Source organism: Streptomyces katrae (assembly GCF_002028425.1).
In the GTDB taxonomy this organism is placed as follows: domain Bacteria; phylum Actinomycetota; class Actinomycetes; order Streptomycetales; family Streptomycetaceae; genus Streptomyces; species Streptomyces katrae_A.
Genome location: NZ_CP020043.1, coordinates 90280 through 109904, shown reverse-complemented (window position 1 = coordinate 109904; position 19625 = coordinate 90280). Strand labels below are relative to the sequence as shown.

5 protein-coding genes are annotated in these 19625 nt (G+C 74.8%); all 5 read left to right on the top strand.

The features are described from left to right. Window positions 1–4: 4 nt before the first annotated feature. The 5 genes from B4U46_RS34730 to B4U46_RS39985 are packed head-to-tail and all read left to right on the top strand — an operon-like array spanning window position 5 to window position 19619. A complete protein-coding gene (locus tag B4U46_RS34730) occupies window positions 5–1570 on the top strand; it encodes an amino acid adenylation domain-containing protein (RefSeq protein WP_079432242.1) in 1566 nt (521 codons plus the stop codon). Beyond that, window positions 1570–1788 carry an acyl carrier protein gene (locus B4U46_RS34725; protein WP_079432241.1) on the top strand — a complete coding sequence of 73 codons (219 nt, stop codon included), beginning with the start codon at window positions 1570–1572 and terminating at the stop codon, window positions 1786–1788. Before B4U46_RS34730 ends, B4U46_RS34725 begins: the two co-directional genes overlap by 1 nt. A 13-nt stretch (window positions 1789–1801) precedes the next feature. Beyond that, window positions 1802–2995 (top strand): NAD(P)/FAD-dependent oxidoreductase, encoded by a 1194-nt coding sequence (locus B4U46_RS34720; protein WP_079432240.1) that lies wholly within the window; start codon window positions 1802–1804, stop codon window positions 2993–2995. A 44-nt stretch (window positions 2996–3039) separates the two neighbouring features. Further along, the gene (locus B4U46_RS34715; protein ID WP_079432239.1) at window positions 3040–10827 is read left to right on the top strand and encodes a non-ribosomal peptide synthetase; all 7788 of its coding nucleotides are present in this window, start codon (window positions 3040–3042) and stop codon (window positions 10825–10827) included. Then, the gene (locus B4U46_RS39985; protein WP_185117379.1) at window positions 10824–19619 is read left to right on the top strand and encodes a non-ribosomal peptide synthetase; all 8796 of its coding nucleotides are present in this window, start codon (window positions 10824–10826) and stop codon (window positions 19617–19619) included. The genes B4U46_RS34715 and B4U46_RS39985 overlap by 4 nt, the downstream gene beginning before the upstream one ends. Window positions 19620–19625 lie beyond the last annotated feature (6 nt).

The following is a 19625-nucleotide window of genomic DNA, read 5'->3' as shown; positions in this document are numbered from 1 at the left end:
GTTGATGATCCTTCAGGGAAAGCGGGTCGCCCTGCCCCCGAACCCCGTCGTGCACCGACGGTTCGAGGAGCACGCGCGGGCCACCCCCGACGCCGTCGCCGTCTTCCGGGCCGGCGAACGGACGACCTACGCGGAGCTGGACGCGCGGGCGAACCGGTTCGCGCACCACCTCGCCGCGCGCGGAGTGGGGCGGGGCGCGAAGGTCGGCGTGTGCCTCGACTACTCGGCCGACCTGCTCGTGGCCGTCCTCGGCACGCTCAAGGCGGGCGCGGCCTACGTCCCCTTCGACCCGGCCTACCCGCCCGCCAGGCTCCGGCTGCTGCTGGACCAGGTCCCCGGCCTCGCCCTGATCGTCGCCTCCCCGGCGACGGCCGGACTGATCGGGCCGGCGCCCGTCGAGGTCACCGGCTTCGAGGAGCTGTCCGAGCGGCTGGGGGCGCTCCCCGCGACCGCCCCCGCCGCCGAGGTCACCGGCGACGACCTGTGCTACGCGGTCTTCACCTCCGGCTCGACGGGCACGCCCAAGCTGACCGCCGTGCAGCACGAGGGCTGGTTCAACCTGATGAACTGGCTGCAGCTCGAGTACGGCCTGCACCAGGGCTCGCACAACCTGGTCGTCAGCGCCTTCGGGTTCGACCTCTCCCAGCGCGCCCTGATGACCCCGCTGTTCTGCGGCGCCACCCAGTACTTCACCGCGAGCCGCAACTTCGACCCCATGCTCGCCTACCGCATGCTGGGCGAGCACGACATCCGCACCGTCCACTGCGCCTCCAGCACGCTGTACCTGCTGGTGGACTGGGAGACCGCCCGCGGCGGCGACGCGCTGACCCGGCTCGACTACGTGCTCTTCGGCGGCGAGGCCCTCAAGGCCGAACGGCTCACCGACTGGGCCCGCCGCGAGGGCAACACCTGCACCCTGCTGCACCAGTACGGGGTCGCCGAGTGCACGGACGTCGCGACCTCCTACGACCTCGCCGGGCACCGGCCCGGCGCGGACGCGGCCGCCCCGGTCGGCCGCCCGGCGTACAACACCGGCATCCACCTCCTCGACGAGGGGCTGCGCCCGGTCGCGCCGGGGGAGCAGGGCGAGATCTGCATCTCCGGGACCGGCGTCGGCGCCGGCTACCTCGGCGGCGCCGGACCCGAGAACGCGAAGTTCACGACGGTCGAGGCCGACGGGAAGCCGCTGCGCCTGTACCGCACGGGCGACCGCGGCCGCGTGAACGCCGACGGGGACCTCGTCGTCCTCGGCCGGATCGACGCACAGGTGAAGGTGCGCGGCATGCGCATCGACCCCGCCGACGTCGAACGCGCCCTCGGCCGGCTCGCCGGGGTCCGCGAGGCCGCCGTGGCGGTCACCCGCACCGCCGCCGGCGAGGCCGAGCTGTCCGCGTTCGTCGTCCCGGCGGGTCCCGACCTCGCCGAGGACGACCTGCGGGCCCGCCTCCTGGAGGACCTGCCGCGGAACATGGTGCCCGCCAGGTTCACGAACATCGCGCGGATCCCGCTCAGCCCGCACGGAAAAGTGGACCGCGCGGCGCTCGCCGACGCGATAGCGAGAGGACAGTGATGATTGCCGACGGTGTCCGCGCCATCTGGTGCCGGGAGTTCGAGCGCGACGACATAGGGCCCGACGACGACTTCTTCGCCCTGGGCGGCCAGTCCCTGATCATGACCAAGATCCAGGGCGCCTACATCGAGGAACTCGGCGCGGAGGTCCCCATGGACCAGATGTTCCTCAACCCGACGATCGCGTCGATCTCCGCCTACATCGAATCCCACCGGTAAAGGGGAGAAGACCGTGGACGACTACGACGTCATCGTCACCGGGGCCCGCTGCGCGGGCTCGCCGACGGCCATGCTCTTCGCCCGGCGCGGCTACCGCGTCCTGCTCCTGGAGAAGGCCCGCTTCCCGCAGGACACGCTCTCCTCGCACTACATCCACATGCAGGGCGTGGCCCTCCTGAACCGGTGGGGACTGCTCGACCGGATCCGCGAGTCGGGCGCCACGCCCATCACCCACGAGCGCTACGAGGGCCCCGGAGTCCGCGTCGACGGCTTCTCCCTCCCCATGGACGGGCTGACCACCACGTACGCGCCGCGGCGCTACGTGCTCGACCCGATCCTCGCGGCCGGAGCCGTGGAGGCCGGAGTGGAGTTCCGGGAGGGCTGCGCGGTGAACGACCTGCTCTGGGAGGACGACCGGGTCGTCGGCGTGCGCTACACCACGCCCGGCGGCGCCGAGGCCAAGGCCCGGGCACGCCTGGTCGTCGGCGCGGACGGCATGCGCTCGCTCGTGGCCCGCAAGGCGGGCGCCCCCTACGTCATCGAGCACCCCCGGGCCACCTGCGTCTACTACAGCTACTGGTCCGGCGTCCCCTCCAGCTTCGAGCTGTACGAGCGGCCGGGGCGCTGGGTCGCCGCCGTCCCCACCAACGACGACCTCAAGCTGATCATGACGTACTTCCCGCAGGCCGACTACAACGAGGTCCGCAAGGACGTCGAGCCCGCCTACCTCGAAGCCGTCCGCAGCACCGCCCCCGACCTGTACGAGCGGATGCGCGGCGGCCGCCGCGAGGAGCAGATGTACGGCACCGGCCACCAGGAGAACTTCTTCCGCAAGGCCTACGGGCCCGGCTGGGTGCTGGTCGGCGACGCGGTCAACCACAAGGACTCCATCACCGCCCGCGGGATCACCGAGGCCTTCGTCCAGGCCCAGTCCCTCACCGACCTCGTCGGGGACGCGCTGCACGAGGACGCCGCGCTCAGGCGCGCCCTGCGCCGCTACGAGAACGAGCTCGGCAACGAGGCCCACAGCCAGTACCAGGGCGCCCTCAACGTGGCCGAACTCAAGCCCGAGGGGCGCACGGACATGCTGCGCAAGCTCGTCGGCCACCAGGAGCACATCGACCGGTACTTCTCCACCCTGTCCGGCGCGATCTCGATCGACGACTTCTACAACGAAGAACTCTTGACCCTGCTCGACCAGAGCTGAGCGACGACCGACCTGCTCCCTGGTTCGCCGAATTTGGAGACACAATGATCCCGTTGTCGTTCGCGCAGCGCCGGCTGTGGTTCGTGGACCGGTTCGAAGGTCCTTCCCCGACCTACAACGGCGCGTTCGCCCTGCGGCTGACCGGTGAGCTGGACGCGGGCGCCCTCGAAGCGGCGCTCCGCGACGTCGTCGACCGGCACGAGGTCCTCCGCACGGTGATCGCCGAGGGCGACGACGGGATCCCGCACCAGCGGGTCCTGGCGTCCGGGGAGAAGCCCGTCACCCTGCCGGCCGTCGAGACGGCACCGCACGAGCTGGCGGAGGCGGTCGACCGGGCGGCCAAGGAGACCTTCGACCTGGCCGCCGACGCCCCGATCCGCGCCACGCTCCTGCGGACCGGCCCCCGCGAGCACACCCTCGTGCTGGTGGTCCACCACATCGCCCTGGACGGGGAGTCCCTCGGACCGCTGCTGCGCGACCTCACCGAGGCGTACGCGGCCCGCAAGGAGGGCGCCGCCCCGGCGTGGGAGCCGCTGCCCGTCCAGTACGCGGACTACACCCTGTGGCAGCAGGACGTGCTCGGCGACGAGTCCGACCCCGGCAGTCTGGCCGCCGGACAGCTGGCCTACTGGCGCGAGGCGCTGGACGGCATGGCGCAGCCGCTGGCCCTGCCGACGGACCGCCCGCGCCCGCAGCGCACCAGCCCCGACGGCGGCCTGGTCCGCTTCCCCGTCGGGCCGGAGCTGCTGGCCGCCGTGGAGAAGCTGGCGGCCGAGCAGGACCTCACGGTGTCCATGGTCATGCACTCGGCCCTCGCGGTGCTCCTGCACCACCTCGGCTGCGGGGACGACATCCCCATCGGCGCGCCCATCGCCGGCCGCACCGACGAGGAACTGCGCGACCTCGTCGGCTTCTTCGTCAACACCTGGGTGCTGCGCGTCGACCTCTCCGGCAACCCCACCTTCCGCGAGCTGCTGCGCCGGGTCCGGGACCGGGCGCTGGCCGCCTACGACAACCAGGACATCCCCTTCGAACGGCTCGTGGAACTGCTCAACCCCGACCGGTCCATCGCCTACCACCCCTTCTTCCAGGTGATGCTCGCCTGGCAGGAGCCCCTGGGGGAGCTGGAGTTCCCCGGCCTCCAGGCCGAGGCGCAGACGCTGGAGACCGGAACGGCCAAGTTCGACCTGTTCTTCAACATGATCCCGGACGGCTCCGGCGGGGCGGGCGTCCGGCTGGAGTACGCCACCGACCTGTTCGACCGGGCCACCGTCGAAACCCTCGCGGCCCGGTTCGTGCGCGTCCTGGAGGCCCTGGTGGCCGGCTCGGACCGCACCGTCGGCGCCGTCGACGTACTCGACGAGGCCGAACGCGACCGCCTGCTGGGCCGTTTCAACGACACCGCCACCGAGCTGCCCGCACTGACCGTCCCGCAGCTGTTCGAGGAGCAGGCCGCCCGGACGCCCGACGCCCCGGCGCTCGTGTGCGACGGCCGCACGCTGACCTACCGGGAGCTGGACCGGCGGGCCGACGCCGTCGCCCGGGAGCTGGTCCGGCGCGGCGCCGGACCGGAGGACCTGGTGGCGCTGGCGCTGCCGCGCACCGAAGAACTCGTCGCCGGCCTGCTCGGCATCCTCAAGTCCGGCGCCGGCTACGTCCCGCTGGACCCGCAGTACCTCGCCGGACGGGCGCGGACCGTGCTGAGCGAGGCACGCCCGAAGCTGGTGCTGACGGACACCGCCACCGCGCGGGAGCTGCCGCCGCACGAGATCCCCGTCCTGTGCGTGGACGACCGCGCCGCCTGGGCCCCCGCCGACAGCGGCCCGATCGCGCCGCCCGCGCCGGACAACCTGGCGTACGTGATGTACACCTCCGGCTCCACCGGCAAGCCGAAGGGCGCGGCGATCACCCACCGGGGCGTGGTCAACGGCGTACGGGAGCTGGTGCGCGTCCTCGACGTGGAGCCCGGCTGGAAGATGCTCTGCGGCACCTCCGTCAACTTCGACGTCTCGGTCTTCGAGCTGCTGACCACCCTGTCCACCGGCGGCACCGCCGAGCTGGTGGACAACGCCCTGGCCCTCGCCGAGCGGGACGCCTGGGACGGCCACGTCCTCAGCGGGGTCCCCTCGGTCCTCGGGGAGCTGGTGGGCCGGCTGGACAAGGCGCCCGAGGTGCGCAGCGTCGTCCTCGCCGGCGAGGTGCTTCCGGCCCGCCTGGTGCGGCAGCTGCGCGAGGCCCTGCCCGGCGCGCAGATCGTCAACTCCTACGGGCAGAGCGAGAGCTTCTACGCCACAGCCTTCTCCCTCCCCGCGGCCGAGGAGTGGGCCGGGGGAGAGGTCGCGCCCATCGGCACCCCGCTGGGCAACATGCGCGCCTACGTGCTGGGTCCGGGACTCGCCCCCGTGCCGCAGGGCGTGGTCGGCGAGCTGTACGTGGTCGGCGCCTGCCTCGGCCGCGGCTACCACGGCCGCCCGGGCCTGACCGCCGAGCGCTTCGTGGCCAGCCCCTTCGGCCCGCCGGGCGAGCGGATGTACCGCACGGGCGACCTCGCCCGCTGGGACGCCCGCGGCCGGCTGGAGTGCGTCGGCCGCGGTGACGGCCAGGTGAAGGTGCGCGGCTTCCGCATCGAGACCGCCGAGGTCGAGGCGGCGCTCACCGCGCACCCCGGCATCAGCGAGGCCGTGGTCATCGCCCGCGAGGTGCCGATGGGCGGGAAGCGGCTCGTCGCGTACGTGGTGCACACCGGTGAGGGGGCCGTCGGCGACGACGGGGCCGGCGGCATCGGCGACGTGGACGTGCAGGCCGGCGCCTCGGCCGCCGAACTGCGCAAGTTCACCGCGGCCCGGCTGCCCGACTACATGGTGCCCTCGGCCTTCGTGGCCGTCGGCCGGCTGCCGCTCGGTCCGACCGGCAAGCTCGACCGCGCGGCGCTGCCCGAACCGGAGTTCCTGGGCGGGGCCTACCGGGAGCCCCGCACCGAGGCCGAGAGGATCATCACCGCGGCCTACGCCGACGTGCTCGGCGTCGACCGGGTGGGCGTGGACGACGACTTCTTCGCCGTGGGCGGCGACAGCCTGCGCTCGATCCAGGTCGTGGCCCGGGCCCGGGCCCGGGGCCTGGACCTCACCACGCGGGAGATCTTCGAATGCCGCACCGCGGCCCGGCTGGCCGAGGCGGCCGCCGACCGCCGGGACCGGGTGCCCGTCCTCGCGGAGCTGGAGGGCGGCGGGGTCGGCGCGCTGCCGCTGCCGCCGGTGGCGCGGCACGTGTTCGAGCACGGCGGCGGGCTGAACCGTTTCGCCATGTCGCTCGTCGTGGACCTGCCCGAGGGCATCGACGGGGCCGCGCTCGCCGCCACCCTCGACGCCGTGCTCGACCGGCACGACCTGCTGCGCTCCCGGCTCGTGCGCGACGCGGACGAGCCCACCCTCGTCGTACGCCCCGAGGGCACCGTCCGGGCGGCGGAGCTGATCCGCCGCGTCCCCGTCACCGGCGGCTGGGACGAGCCCGCGGCCCTGGAGGCGGCGAAGGCGGAACTGGAGGCCGCGGCGGACCGGCTCGACCCGGCCGCCGGGACCATGGCCGACTTCGTCTGGTTCGCCGCGGACTCCGGCGAAGGCCGGCTCCTGCTGGTCCTGCACCACCTCGTGGTGGACGGGGTCTCCTGGCGCATCCTCGTGTCGGACCTCGCCGAGGCCTGGCAGCAGGTCCGCGCCGGCCGCACGCCCGCCCTGCCCGCCGTCGGCACCTCCGCCCGCCGCTGGGCGGCCGCCCTGGAGGACGGGGCGATCTCCCCGGAGCGCGAGGAGGAACTCGACCACTGGCGCGACGTGCTGGAGTCCGCCAACCTCCCGCTGGGCGAGCGGGCGTTCGACCCGGCCGCGGACACCATGTCCACCCTCGACACCGTGCGGGTCCAGCTGCCCGCCGACGTCACCGAGGCGGTGCTGACCCGGCTCCCCGCGGCGTTCCGGGCCACCGGCACCGACGTGCTCCTCGCCGCCCTCGCCCTCGCGGTGAACCGCTGGCGCGGGGACGAGCGTTCGACCCTGGTCCGGCTGGAGGGCCACGGCCGCGAGGAGGACGCCGTCCCCGGCGCCGACCTCTCCCGTACCGTCGGCTGGTTCACCAGCATGTACCCGGCGAAGGTGGACGTGGGGGGCGTGGACCTGGCCGACGCGCTGGCCGGCGGCCCCGCGGCCGCCGCCGCCGTCAAGCGGGTCAAGGAGCAGCTGCGCGAGGTCCCCGGCAAGGGCCTCGGCTACGGGCTGCTGCGCTGGCTGAACCCGGAGACCGCGGTCCAGCTGGAGGAGTACGCCGCCCCGCAGATCGGCTTCAACTACCTCGGCCGGATCTCCGACGCCGACGTGCCCGAGCACCTGCGCGGCCAGGGCTGGGCCCCGTCCGAGTGGTCCTCCGAACTCGTCCCGATGCCCGACCCGGACCTCCCCGCGCTGTCCGCCCTCGAGGTCAACTCCGTGGTCACCGACACCGACGGGGGCGCCCGCCTCCAGACCGTCTTCATGTTCCCCACCGGGGTCCTGTCCCGCGAGCGCGCCGCCGCACTGGCCGACCTTTGGGTGGAGGTGCTGCACGGCTTCGCCGCCCACGCCGCCCGCCCCGGGGCCGGCGGCCTCACCCCCTCCGACGCCCCCCTGGTCACCGTGCAGCAGCGGGAGATCGAGGAGTGGGAGGAGCGCTACGGGCGCCTCGTCCAGGTCTGGCCCCAGGCCCCCGGCCAGTCCGGCATCCAGTTCCAGGCGGCCCTCGCCGACGGCACCTTCGACGTCTACCACATGCAGTTCGTGCTGCACCTGTCCGGACCCGTGGACCCCGCCCGCATGCGGGCGGCCGGACAGGCCCTCCTGGACCGCTACCCCAACCTGCGCTCCGCGTTCCTCGCCGCCGCGGGCGGCGACCCGGTCCAGGTCGTCGCCGAGCACGTCCCCGTGCCCTGGCGCCACCTCGACCTGACCGGCCGCACCGAGGCCGAGCAGGACGCGGCCCTCGACCGGGCCCTCGCCGACGACCGCGCCGACCAGCTCGACCCCACGCGGCCCCCGCTGTTCCGCCTGGCCCTGCTCACCTGCGGGCCCGAGCGGGCCAAGCTCATCGTCACGGCCCACCACACCCTGTTCGACGGCTGGTCCTCGCCCCTGGTCATCAAGGACCTGGTCCGGCTGTACGCCGGCGACGGGGAACTCCCCGCGGTCCGCGGCTACGGCGACTACCTGGCCTGGCTGTCCCGCCAGGACCGGGAGGCCTCGGCCGCCCGCTGGCAGCAGGAACTCGACGGCTTCGAGCAGCCCACCCTCGTGGCCGCCGACCGCACCGCCGAGGGCGAGGCCACCGCCCTCGGCCGCGTCGAGGTCCCCTTCTCCATCGACCAGGGCCGCGAACTCGCCCGCCGCGCCGCCGGACTCGGCGTCACCCTCAACACCCTCCTGCAGGGCGCGTGGGCCGTGGTCCTCTCCAAGCTGACCGGGCAGCACGACGTGGTGTTCGGGGCCGCCGTCAACGGCCGCCCGGCCGACCTGGCCGGATCGGACGAGATGGTCGGCCTGTTCATCAACACCCTCCCGACCCGCGTCCGCTGCCGGCCCGGCGACACCCTGGCCCGGGTCGTCACCGACCTCCAGGACCGGCAGATCTCCCTCCTCGACCACCACTACTACGGCCTCGCGGACATCCAGCGCGGCGTCGGACTGCCCTCGCTGTTCGACACGATCGTCGTCTTCGAGAACTACCCGATCGACCGCGAGGGCATCGTGGAGGCCAACGAGTCGGCGGGCCTGACCATCGACGCCATCCGGCCCTTCGCCGGCTCGCACTACCCGCTCACCCTCAACTCCTCCGACCCCTACCTGCGCCTCTCCCTCGACTACCAGAGCACCCTCTTCGACCGCGAAGCCGCCGAGGCCGTCGCCGGCCGGCTCGTGCGGGTGCTGGAGCAGATCCTCGAAGACCCCGAGACCCCCGTCGGCGCCGTCGACGTCCTCTCGGCGGACGAACACCACCGGCTGGTCGAAGGCGTCAACGACACCGCGCACCCCGTCGCGGACGACACCCTGCCCGGCGCCTTCGAGGCCCAGGTGCGGCGCACGCCCGACCGGGTCGCGCTGATCGGCGAGCACGAGACCCTCACCTACGCCGAGTTCAACCGCCGCGCCAACCGCCTCGCGCACTGGCTGATCGAACGCGGCGCGGGCCCCGAGCGGCTGGTCGCCGTCCGGATCCCGCGCTCCGTCGACCTGATGGTGGCGATCTACGCCGTGGTCAAGGCCGGCGCCGCCTACGTGCCCGTCGACACCGAACTGCCCGAGGACCGGGTACGGCTCGTCCTGGACGTTGCCGACCCGCTGCTCGTCCTCGACGCGGACCTCCCCGACACCGGCGGCCACCCGGACACCGACCCGGCGCCCGCGCTCACCCCGGACCACGCCGCGTACGTCATCTTCACCTCCGGCTCCACCGGCCGCCCCAAGGGCGTCCAGGTAGCCCACCGGGCGATCATGAACCGGCTGCAGTGGGGCCTGTCCCACTTCGGCGTGGGCCCCGAGGACCGGGTGCTGCTCAGCACGACCGCGAGCTTCGACGTCTCGGTACCGGAGATCTTCGCCCCGCTCCAGACGGGCGCCGCCGTGGTCGTCGCCCGCCCCGACGGGCGCCGCGACCCCGCCTACCTCGCCGACCTGATCCGCCGCGAACGCGTCACCGGCGCCGACTTCGTGCCCTCCCTGCTGGAGGCCTTCGCCGCCGAGCCCGCCGCCAAGGACTGCGACAGCCTGCGCTGGATCGAGGTCGCTGGCGAGGCCTTCCCGCCCGCCCTGGCCAACAAGGTCGCCGCCCTCCTGCCCGGCCTCGGCGTGTACAACCTCTACGGGCCCACCGAGGCCTCCGTCGAGGTCACCGCCCACCGCCACGTACCCGGCGCCGCCCGGGTGCCGATCGGCGCACCCGTGTGGAACACCCGGGTGTACGTGCTCGACGCGGCCCTGCGCCCCGTCGCACCCGGAGTCCCCGGCGAGCTGTACCTGGCCGGCACCGGCCTCGCCCGCGGCTACCTCGGCCAGACCGCCCTCACCGCCGAACGCTTCGTCGCCTGCCCCTACGGCGAACCGGGCGGCCGGATGTACCGCACCGGCGACGTCGTGCGCTGGAACGCGGACGGCCAGGTCGAGTACATCGGCCGGTCCGACTTCCAGGTCAAGCTCCGCGGCTTCCGCATCGAGCTCGGCGAGATCGAACAGGTCATCGCCGCGCACCCCGACGTCGAGACCGCCGTCGCCCTCGTCCGCGAGGACCGCCCCGGCGACCAGCGCCTGGTCGCCTACGTGGTGCCCGCGGCCGGCCGCACACCCGGCCGGCTGGACCCGGCCGCCCTCGGCGACCTGGCCCGCGAGCACCTGCCCGCGTACATGGTCCCCTCGGCCGTCGTCCCGCTCGACGCACTCCCCTCCACCCCGAGCGGCAAGCTCGACCGCAAGGCGCTCCCGGCACCCGACCTCCCCGCCCGGGCCGAGCCCGGACGGGGCCCGCGCAACCCGACCGAGGAAGCCCTCTGCCGGCTGTTCGCCGAGCTGCTCGGCGTGGACGAGATCGGCATCGACGTCGACTTCTTCGACCACGGCGGCCACTCGCTGCTGGCCACCCGGCTCACCGGCCGCATCCGCAACGCCCTCGACGTCGACGTGAAGGTCACGACGGTGTTCCGCAACCCCACCGTCGCCGGGCTCGCGGAACGGATCGCGGAAGCGGCCGAGTCGACGTCGAACCGCCCCCAGCTGCGCCCCCGACTGGGCCAGATGACCGTATCGGAGCAGGCCCGATGATCCCGCTGTCCCACGCGCAACGCCGGATGTGGTTCCTCCACCGCCTGGAGGGCCCCTCCGCCACCTACAACATCCCGTTCGTCCTGCGCCTGGACGGGCCCCTGGACACGGGCGCCCTGGCCGCCGCCGTGCGGGACGTGGTCGCCCGGCACGAGAGCCTGCGCACCCTCATCGAGGAGGACACCGACGGCACGCCCCGGCAGCGGATCCTCCCGCCCCAGGAGGCCGACCCGGGGCTGCGGGTGACCGACGTGGCCGCGGACGACGTGGACGGGGCGCTGCGCGCGGCCGTCGCCGAGCCCTTCGACCTGGACACCGAGCTGCCCCTGCGGGCGACCGTCCTGCGGACCGCCCCGCAGGAGCACGTCCTGGCGTTCGTCTTCCACCACATCGCCGCGGACGGCGCCTCCATGGGACCGTTCCTGCGCGACCTGATGGAGGCCTACGCCGCACGCCACGCGGGCGGCGAACCGGGCTGGGCGCCGCTCGACGTGCAGTACAAGGACTACACGCTGTGGCAGCAGCAGCTCCTGGGCGACGAGGACGACCCGCAGAGCATCGCGGCCGCCCAGCTGGAGCACTGGCGCCGCGAGCTGGCCGACGTGCCGCAGCCGGTCACCCTGCCGCTGGACCGGCCCCGCCCGGCGGTCGCGAGCCACCGCGGCGGACACGTCTCCTTCGAGCTGGAACCCGAACTCGTCGCCCGGCTCGGCAAACTGGCCGCCGAACACGGCGCCACCGCCCCCATGGTCGCCCAGGCCGCGCTCGCGGTGCTGCTGCAGAAGCTGGGCGGCGGCGAGGACGTCACCATCGGCAGCCCCATCGAGGGCCGCACCGAGGAGGCCCTCGCCGACCTGATCGGGTTCTTCGTCAACACCTGGGTCCTGCGCGCCGATCTGTCGGGCAACCCCACCTTCGGCGACCTGCTGGAGCAGGCCCGCGACAAGGCCCTCGCCGCGTACGACAACCAGGACGTCCCCTTCGAACGGCTGGTGGAGCTCATCGGCCTGGACCGCTCCACCTCCTACCAGCCGCTGTTCCAGGTGATGCTGGCCTGGCAGTTCGTCTGGCCGGAGATCCGGATGCCCGGGCTGCGGGTCACCCCCGTCGCCCTGGGCACCGACACCGCCAAGTTCGACCTGTTCTTCAACATCGTCCCGGACGCCACCGGCCGCGCACACGGCCGCCTGGAGTACGCGGCGGAACTCTTCGACCACGCCACGGCCGTCGCCGTCGTCGACCGCTTCGTGCGCATCCTGGAGCAGGCGGTCGCCGACCCCGCCCTGCGCCTCGCCGACCTCGACGTCCTCGACGCCGACGAGCGGGACTGGCTGCTGCGCACCGCGAACGACACGGCCGAACCGACCCTGGAACCGGGCCTGGTGGAGGCCGTGGCCCGGCAGGCCCGGACGGCACCGGACGCCCCCGCCGTCATCGGCGAGGACGCCACGCTGACCTACGCCGAGCTGGAGGAGCGGGCCGGCCGGCTGGCGCACTGGCTGACCGGCCGCGGGGTGCGGCCCGAATCCCTGGTGGCCGTCCGGCTGCCGCGCTCCGCCGAACTGGTGGTCGCCCTGCTGGCGGTGCTGAAGACCGGCGCCGCCTACGTGCCGGTCGACCCCGACCACCCGCAGTCGCGCATCGAGTACATCCTCGCGGACTGCCGCCCGGCGCTCGTGCTCGACGCCGACGCCCTGGCCGCCGCAGCTCAAGAGGGAGCAGCCCCCGGTGCCGCGCCCCTGCCGCGGGTCTCCCCGGACAACACCGCGTACGTCATCTACACCTCGGGCTCCACCGGCAACCCCAAGGGCGTCGCCGTCCCGCGGGGCGCGCTGGACAACTTCCTGGCCACGATGGGCCGCCGGGTCCCGCTGACCCCGGCCGACCGGTGGCTCGCGGTGACCACCGTCTCCTTCGACATCGCGGCGCTCGAACTGTACCTGCCGCTGGTGAGCGGCGCGGCCGTCGTGCTCGCCGGGAAGGACACCCTCGCCGACCCCTCGGAGACCGTCGCGCTCCTGCGCCGCCACCGGGTCACCGTGGCCCAGGCCACCCCGGCGTTCTGGCAGATGCTGCTGATGCACGAGCCGGACGCCGCCACGGGCCTGCGGGTCCTGACCGGCGGCGAAGCCCTCCCGGCCCGGCTGGCCGAGACCCTGGCCGGCGCCGCCGCCGAGGTGTCCAACGTCTACGGCCCCACCGAGACCACCATCTGGTCGACCATGGCCCCCGTCGAGGCCGGCACCGGCGTGTCCATCGGCTCACCCATCGGCAACACGCAGGTGTACGTGCTCGACGCCCGGCTGAACCCGGTCCCGCGCGGGGTCCAGGGCGAGCTGTACATCGCCGGCGACGGACTGGCGCGCGGCTACCAGGGCCGCCCGGACCTGACCTCCGAGCGGTTCACGGCCTGCCCCTTCGGCCCTGCCGGCGCCCGCATGTACCGCACCGGCGACCTGGTGCGCTGGTCCGCCGACGGCCGGCTGGAGTACGTCGGACGGACCGACTTCCAGGTGAAGGTCCGCGGCTTCCGCATCGAGCTCGGCGAGATCGAGAACGCGCTGGCCGGGCACCCCGGCGTGGCCCAGGCCGTGGTCGTCGTGCGCGAGGACCAGGAGGGCGACAAGCGCCTCGTCGGCTACGTGGTGCCCGACCCGGACGGCGCCGCGGCCGACGCCGACGCCCAGGTGGACGAGTGGCGCCAGGTCTACGACGACACCTACGCCGGCTCCGGGGACGAGGCGCTGGGCGAGGACTTCGAACTGTGGACCTCCTCCTACGACGGCGAGCCGATCCCGCGCGAGCAGATGCGTGCCTGGCAGGACGCCGCGGTGGCCCAGGTCCTGCGGTACGCGCCCCGGCGGGTGCTGGAGATCGGCGTCGGCTCCGGCCTGCTGCTGGCGAAGATCGCCGGCGAGGTCGAGGAGTACTGGGGCACCGACATCTCGGCCACCGTCGTCGACCGGGTCCGCCGGCAGGCCGAACAGGCCGGCCACGGCGCGCGGGTCCGGCTCAGCGCCCAGCCCGCGGACGACGTGTCCGGGCTGCCCCGCGGCACGTTCGACACGGTCGTCCTGAACTCGGTGGTCCAGTACTTCCCGAGCGCCGGCTACCTCGACCGGGTGCTGTGCGAGGTGATGGAACTCCTCGCGCCCGGCGGCCGGGTGGTCGTCGGCGACGTCCGCAACGCCGCGACGCTGCGGATGCTGCTCACCGCGACCCAGCGCGCGGCGCACCCGTACGCGGCCCCCGAGGAACTGCGCAGCCTGGTGGAGAAGGCGCTGTTCGCCGAACGGGAGCTGGTGGTCGCCCCCGAGTGGTTCACCGCCTGGGCGCAGGAGCACGGCGCCGCCGCGGACATCCGGCTCAAGGCGGTGCGGGAGCACAACGAACTGTCCCGCCACCGCTACGAGGTCGTGCTGCACAAGGACCCGGCCCGGGTGCTCGACCTGGCCGGCGTCCCGGCCGTCCCCTGGAGCCGGCAGCAGGACGGCGGCCTCGCGGAACTCGCCCGGGCCGTGGACCGGGAGGGCCCGCTGCGGGTGACGGGCATCCCCAACGCGCGGCTGGACGGGGAGGCCGCGGCGGCCGTCGCGGCGGGAGTCCTCCCCCCGGCGCCGGCCGCCGGGGCCGCCGACCCGGAGGAACTGCGGCGCGCGGTGCGCGGCCTCGGCGCCGACGCCCTCGTCACCTGGTCCGGCGAGGACCCCCGCCACTTCGACCTGCTCCTGCTGCCCCCGGGCCGGGACGCGGCGCGGCCCGTCGTCGGCGCCTTCGCCGCCGCGGCCGGCGGCGCGGGCGGCCGGATCCGGGCGAACGACCCCTCGCTCGCCACCTCGATCGGCCCGCTGCTGGCCCGGCTCCCCGAGTACCTGCGCGGACACCTGCCGGACTACATGGTGCCCACCGCGATCGTCCCGCTCGCGGAGATCCCGCTGACCCCGAACGGCAAGCTGAACCGCCGGGCCCTGCCGGTACCGGACTACGCGCAGGTCTCCACCGGCCGGGGGCCGCGCAACGCGCGCGAGGAGACCCTGTGCGCGCTGTTCGCGGAAGTCCTCGGCCTGGAACGGGTCGGCATCGACGACGACTACTTCGCCCTCGGCGGCGACAGCATCCGCTCCATCCAGGTCGTCGCCCGCGCCAAGGCCCGCGGCACGGTCATCACCGTGCGGGAGATCTTCGAGCACCGCACCGTCGCCCGGCTCGTGGAACTGGCCGACGCGCGGGACGAGGAGGGCCCCGCCCTGCCCGAACTGCCCGGCGGCGGCACCGGCCGGGCCCCGCTGCCCCCGCAGGCCCACCGGCTCCTCGCGCACGCCGGCGCCCTCGGCCGGCCGCACACCTCCACGGTGCTCACCCTGCCCGGCGGCGTCGGCCACGAGGAGCTCGTCGCGGCGGTCCAGGCCGTCCTCGACCGGCACGACGTCCTGCGCGCCCGGCTCGACCGGGCCGAACCGGGCCTGCTCATCGAGCCGCCCGGCAGCGTGGACGCGCGCGGACTGCTGCGGGAGGTCCCCGGCGGCGACACCGGTGAGGACGCCGTGCGCGCCGAACTCGCCGCGGCCGCGGGCCGCCTGGACCCGGACGCGGGCGTGCTGACGCAGTTCGTCCGGCTCACCGCCGCGCAGGACGCCCAGGACGGCGGCCGGCTGCTGGTCGTCGCGCACCGCCTGGCCGTGGACCGGGTGTCCTGGCGGATCCTGGTCGCGGACCTGGTCCGCGCCTGGCAGCAGGTGCGCGAGGGCCGGACCCCCGCCCTGCCCCGCACGGGCACCTCCTACCGCCGGTGGGCCCACGCCCTGGCCGAAGCCGCGCCGGCCCCCGGGCAGCAGGCCCCGTACGAGGAGGAGCCGCCCTTCGGCACCCGGGAAGCGCACGGCGCCCCCACCGCCGACCGGGTGCGGGTGCGCGTACCGGCGGAGGTCACGACGGCCCTGCTTGACCGGCTGCCCGCGCTGCTGCGCACCGGTGCCGAAGACGGACTGGTCACCGCGTTCGCCCTGGCACTGGCCCACTGGCGCGCCGCGCGCGGCCTGCCCGCGGCGCCCGTCCCGGTCCGGCTGGAGGGGCAGGACCGGGCCGCGCACCGGGTGCCCGGCGCCGACCTGACCCGCACGGTCGGCCCGTTCACCCCGGTGTTCCCCGCCCGGCTGGACCTGACCGGCCTCGACCTCGCGCAGGCGCTCGCCGCGGGACCGGCCGCCGGCCGGGCCCTGAAGGCCGTCAAGGAGCAGGTCCGGGCGGCGGCGGCCCTCGTCCCCGCCCCCGGCGCCCCCGCACCGCGCATCGGGTTCACCTACCTCGGCAGGCCCTCCGGCGCGGAGCTGCCCGAAGACCTCCGCGGCCTGGGCTGGGCCACCGACCCCGCCCACCCGGACCTGGACGCCGCCCCCGACGCCGGGCTGCCGCCGGTGTCCGGCCTGGAGATCGAGGCCGTGGCCGCCCCCGGCCCCGGGGGCGAGGAACTGACCGCCGCCTTCACCTTCCCGGCCGGGACCCTCTCCCGCGAGGAGGTGACCGAACTGGCCCTGCTGTGGGTCCGGGCCCTCACCGCCCTCGCCCGGTACGCCGCCACCCCCGGCGCCGGCGGGCTGACCCCCTCCGACGCGCCCCTGGCCGGCGTGACCCAGGAGGAGATCGACACCTGGGAGGCCCGGTACGGACGGCTGGCCGAGATCCGGCCGACCACCCCGACCCAGTCCGGGATGCTCTTCCACACCCAGCTCGCCGGCACCTCCTTCGACCCCTACCACAACCAGCTGGTGTTCCACCTCTCCGGCGAGGTCGACCCCGGCCGCATGCGCCGCGCCGGACAGGCCCTCCTGGAGCGCCACCCGGGCCTGCGCGCCGCGTACGTCGCCCGGGCCGACGGCGACCTCGTCCAGGCGGTCCCGGCCGAAGGGGTCACCCTCCCCTGGCGGTACCTAGACCTGACCGGAACGGGGGAACCCGTACGCACCGAGGAGTTCGAACGGTTCCTCGCCGAGGACCGGGCCGCCCACTTCGACCTGGACGCCCCGCCCCTGTTCCGCCTCTCCCTGGTCGTGGTGGAACCCGGCCGCGCCGAACTCGTGATGACCTCCCACCACGTCCTGTTCGACGGCTGGTCCACGCCCCTGCTGATGCGGGACCTGCTGCTGCTCTACGGCTCCCGCGGCGACGCCGCCGCCCTGCCCGCGGCCCCCGGCTTCGACGCCTTCCTGTCCTGGCGCGCCCGGCAGGACACCGAGGAGTCCCTGCGGGCGTGGACCGCCGAACTCGACGGGGCCGACGAGCCCACCCTGCTCGCCCCCGGCTCCGAGGGCGTCGGCGAACAGGGCGTCGCCCAGCTCGACGTGGACCTCCCGGCCGAGGAGGCGCGCGCCCTCGCGGCCCGCGCCGCCGAGCTGGGCGTCACCGTCAACACCCTGGTCCAGGGCGCCTGGGCGCTGCTCCTCGGCCGGCTCACCGGCCGCCGGGACGTGGTGTTCGGCGCCACCGTCTCCGGCCGCCCGCCCGCCGTGCCGGACGTGGACGCGATGGTCGGGATGTTCATCAACACCCTTCCCGTGCGCGTCGCGTACGCCCCCGGCGACACCCTCGCCGACATCCTCACCCGGCTCCAGGACCGGCAGGCCGGCCTCCTGGACCACCACCACCTCGGGCTCACCGAGATCCAGCAGTCCCTCGGCCGGCAGTCCCTCTTCGACACGCTGTTCGTCTTCGAGTCCTACCCGGTCGACCGCGAAGGACTCGGCGCCGCGAGCGCCGCCGCGGACGGCATCGCCTTCACCGGACTGCGCCCGGCCACCGCCACCAACTACCCGCTGGCCCTGATGGCGGCCGTCGACCCGCACCTCCAGCTGATCTTCCAGTACGCGCCGGGCGTCTTCGGCCGGGAGGCGGTGGAGGTGATCGCGGCCCGCCTCGTGCGCGTCCTGCGGCAGCTGGCGGCCACCCCGGAGCTGAAGGCCGCCCAGCTGGAGGTCCTGGACCCGGCCGAACGCGAACGGCTCCTCGCCGGCCTCAACCCCACGGCCGCACCGGCCCCGGACGACACCACCGTCCCCGGCCTGGTCGAGGCGCAGGCCGCCCGGACCCCGGACGAACCCGCCCTGGTCACCGAGGACGAGACCCTCACCTACCGCGAGCTGGACTCCCGCGCCGACGCCCTGGCCCGGGTGCTGGCCGCGCACGGGGTGGGCCCGGAGTCGCTGGTCGCGCTGGCCCTGCCCCGCTCGGCGGAACTGGTCGTCGCTCTCCTCGCCGTCCTGAAGGCGGGCGGCGCCTACCTGCCGGCCGACCCCCGCTACCCGAGCCGGCGCCTGGCGGCCATCCTCGCCGAGGCCCGGCCCCACCTGGTCCTGACGGACTCCGCCACGGCCGCGGCCCTGCCGGAGCACGAGGCCCCCGACCTCCTCCTCGACCGGCTCGCCCCGGCCGCGGACGACGGCAGCGCCCCGCCGCCCCGGATCCACCCGGACCAGCTGGCGTACGTGATGTACACCTCCGGCTCCTCCGGGAAGCCCAAGGGCGTCGCCATCACCCACGCCAACATCGTGGGCGGCGTCCGCGAACTCGCCCCCGTCGTCGGGATGGAACCCGGCAAGAGACTCCTCGCGGGGACCTCCGTCAACTTCGACGTCTCGGTGTTCGAGATCTTCACCACCCTCGCCGCCGGCGGCATCGTCGAACTGGTCCGCGACGTCCTGGTCCTGGGCGAGCGGAAGGAGGGATGGAGCGGCGCCGTCGTCTCCACCGTCCCCTCCGCCTTCGCCGAACTCCTCGACGCCATCGCCGGCCGCACCGAGGTGGAGACGGTCGTCTTCGCCGGGGAGGCCCTGCCCTCGGCCCTGGCCGAGAAGGTCCGCGCCGCCTTCCCCGGCGTCCGGGTCGTCAACGCCTACGGGCAGAGCGAGTCGTTCTACGCCACCGCCTTCACCGTCCCCGCCGGCGGCGGGGGCCGCTCCGGCAGCGCCCCGGTCGGCGCCCCCCTCGCCACCATGCGGGCCTACGTCCTGGGCCCCGACCTGGCACCGGTGCCGCAGGGCGCGACCGGCGAGCTGTACGTCGGCGGCAGCCTGGGCCGCGGCTACCAGGGCCGCCCCGGACTGACGGCCGACCGCTTCGTGGCCGACCCCTTCGGCCCGCCCGGCGCCCGCATGTACCGCACCGGCGACCTGGCCCGCTGGAACGCCGAGGACCAGCTGGAGTACGCGGGCCGCGGCGACGCCCAGGTCAAGGTGCGCGGCTTCCGCGTCGAACCCGGCGAGGTCGAGGCCGCGCTCACCGCGCACCCCGCCGTCGCCCAGGCGGCCGTCGTCGCCCGGCCGGGCCCCGGCGGCGGGCAGCAGCTCGTCGCGTACGCCGTCCCGGCGGGCACCCTGACCGCCGAGGAGCTGCGCCGGTCCACCGCCGAGCGGCTGCCCGACTTCATGGTGCCGTCCGCCTTCGTGCTCCTGGACCGGCTGCCGCTGATGCCCAACGGCAAGCTGGACCGGGCCGCGCTGCCCGAGCCGGAGTTCACCGGCGCCCCCTACCGCGCACCGCGCAGCGCCCGCGAGGAGGCCCTGGCCGCGCTGTTCGCCGAAGTGCTCGGCCTGGAACGGGTCGGCATCGACGACGGCTTCTTCGAGCTCGGCGGGCACTCCCTGCTCGCCACCCGGCTGATCAGCCGCGCCCGCGCCGAGCTGGGGCTGGAGATACCCATCCGCAAGATCTTCGACCTGCCGACCGTGGCCGCGCTCGCACCGTGGCTGGCGGAATCGGCCGCCGCGCGCCGCCCCGGTCTGCGCCGGATGTTCGTATGAGGAGTG

Coding starts and splice junctions, on each gene's coding strand:
- B4U46_RS39985 (WP_185117379.1), top strand. CDS start 10,824: ATGATCCCGCTGTCCCACGCGCAACGCCGGATGTGGTTCCTCCACCGC.
- B4U46_RS34725 (WP_079432241.1), top strand. CDS start 1,570: ATGATTGCCGACGGTGTCCGCGCCATCTGGTGCCGGGAGTTCGAGCGC.
- B4U46_RS34715 (WP_079432239.1), top strand. CDS start 3,040: ATGATCCCGTTGTCGTTCGCGCAGCGCCGGCTGTGGTTCGTGGACCGG.
- B4U46_RS34730 (WP_079432242.1), top strand. CDS start 5: ATGATCCTTCAGGGAAAGCGGGTCGCCCTGCCCCCGAACCCCGTCGTG.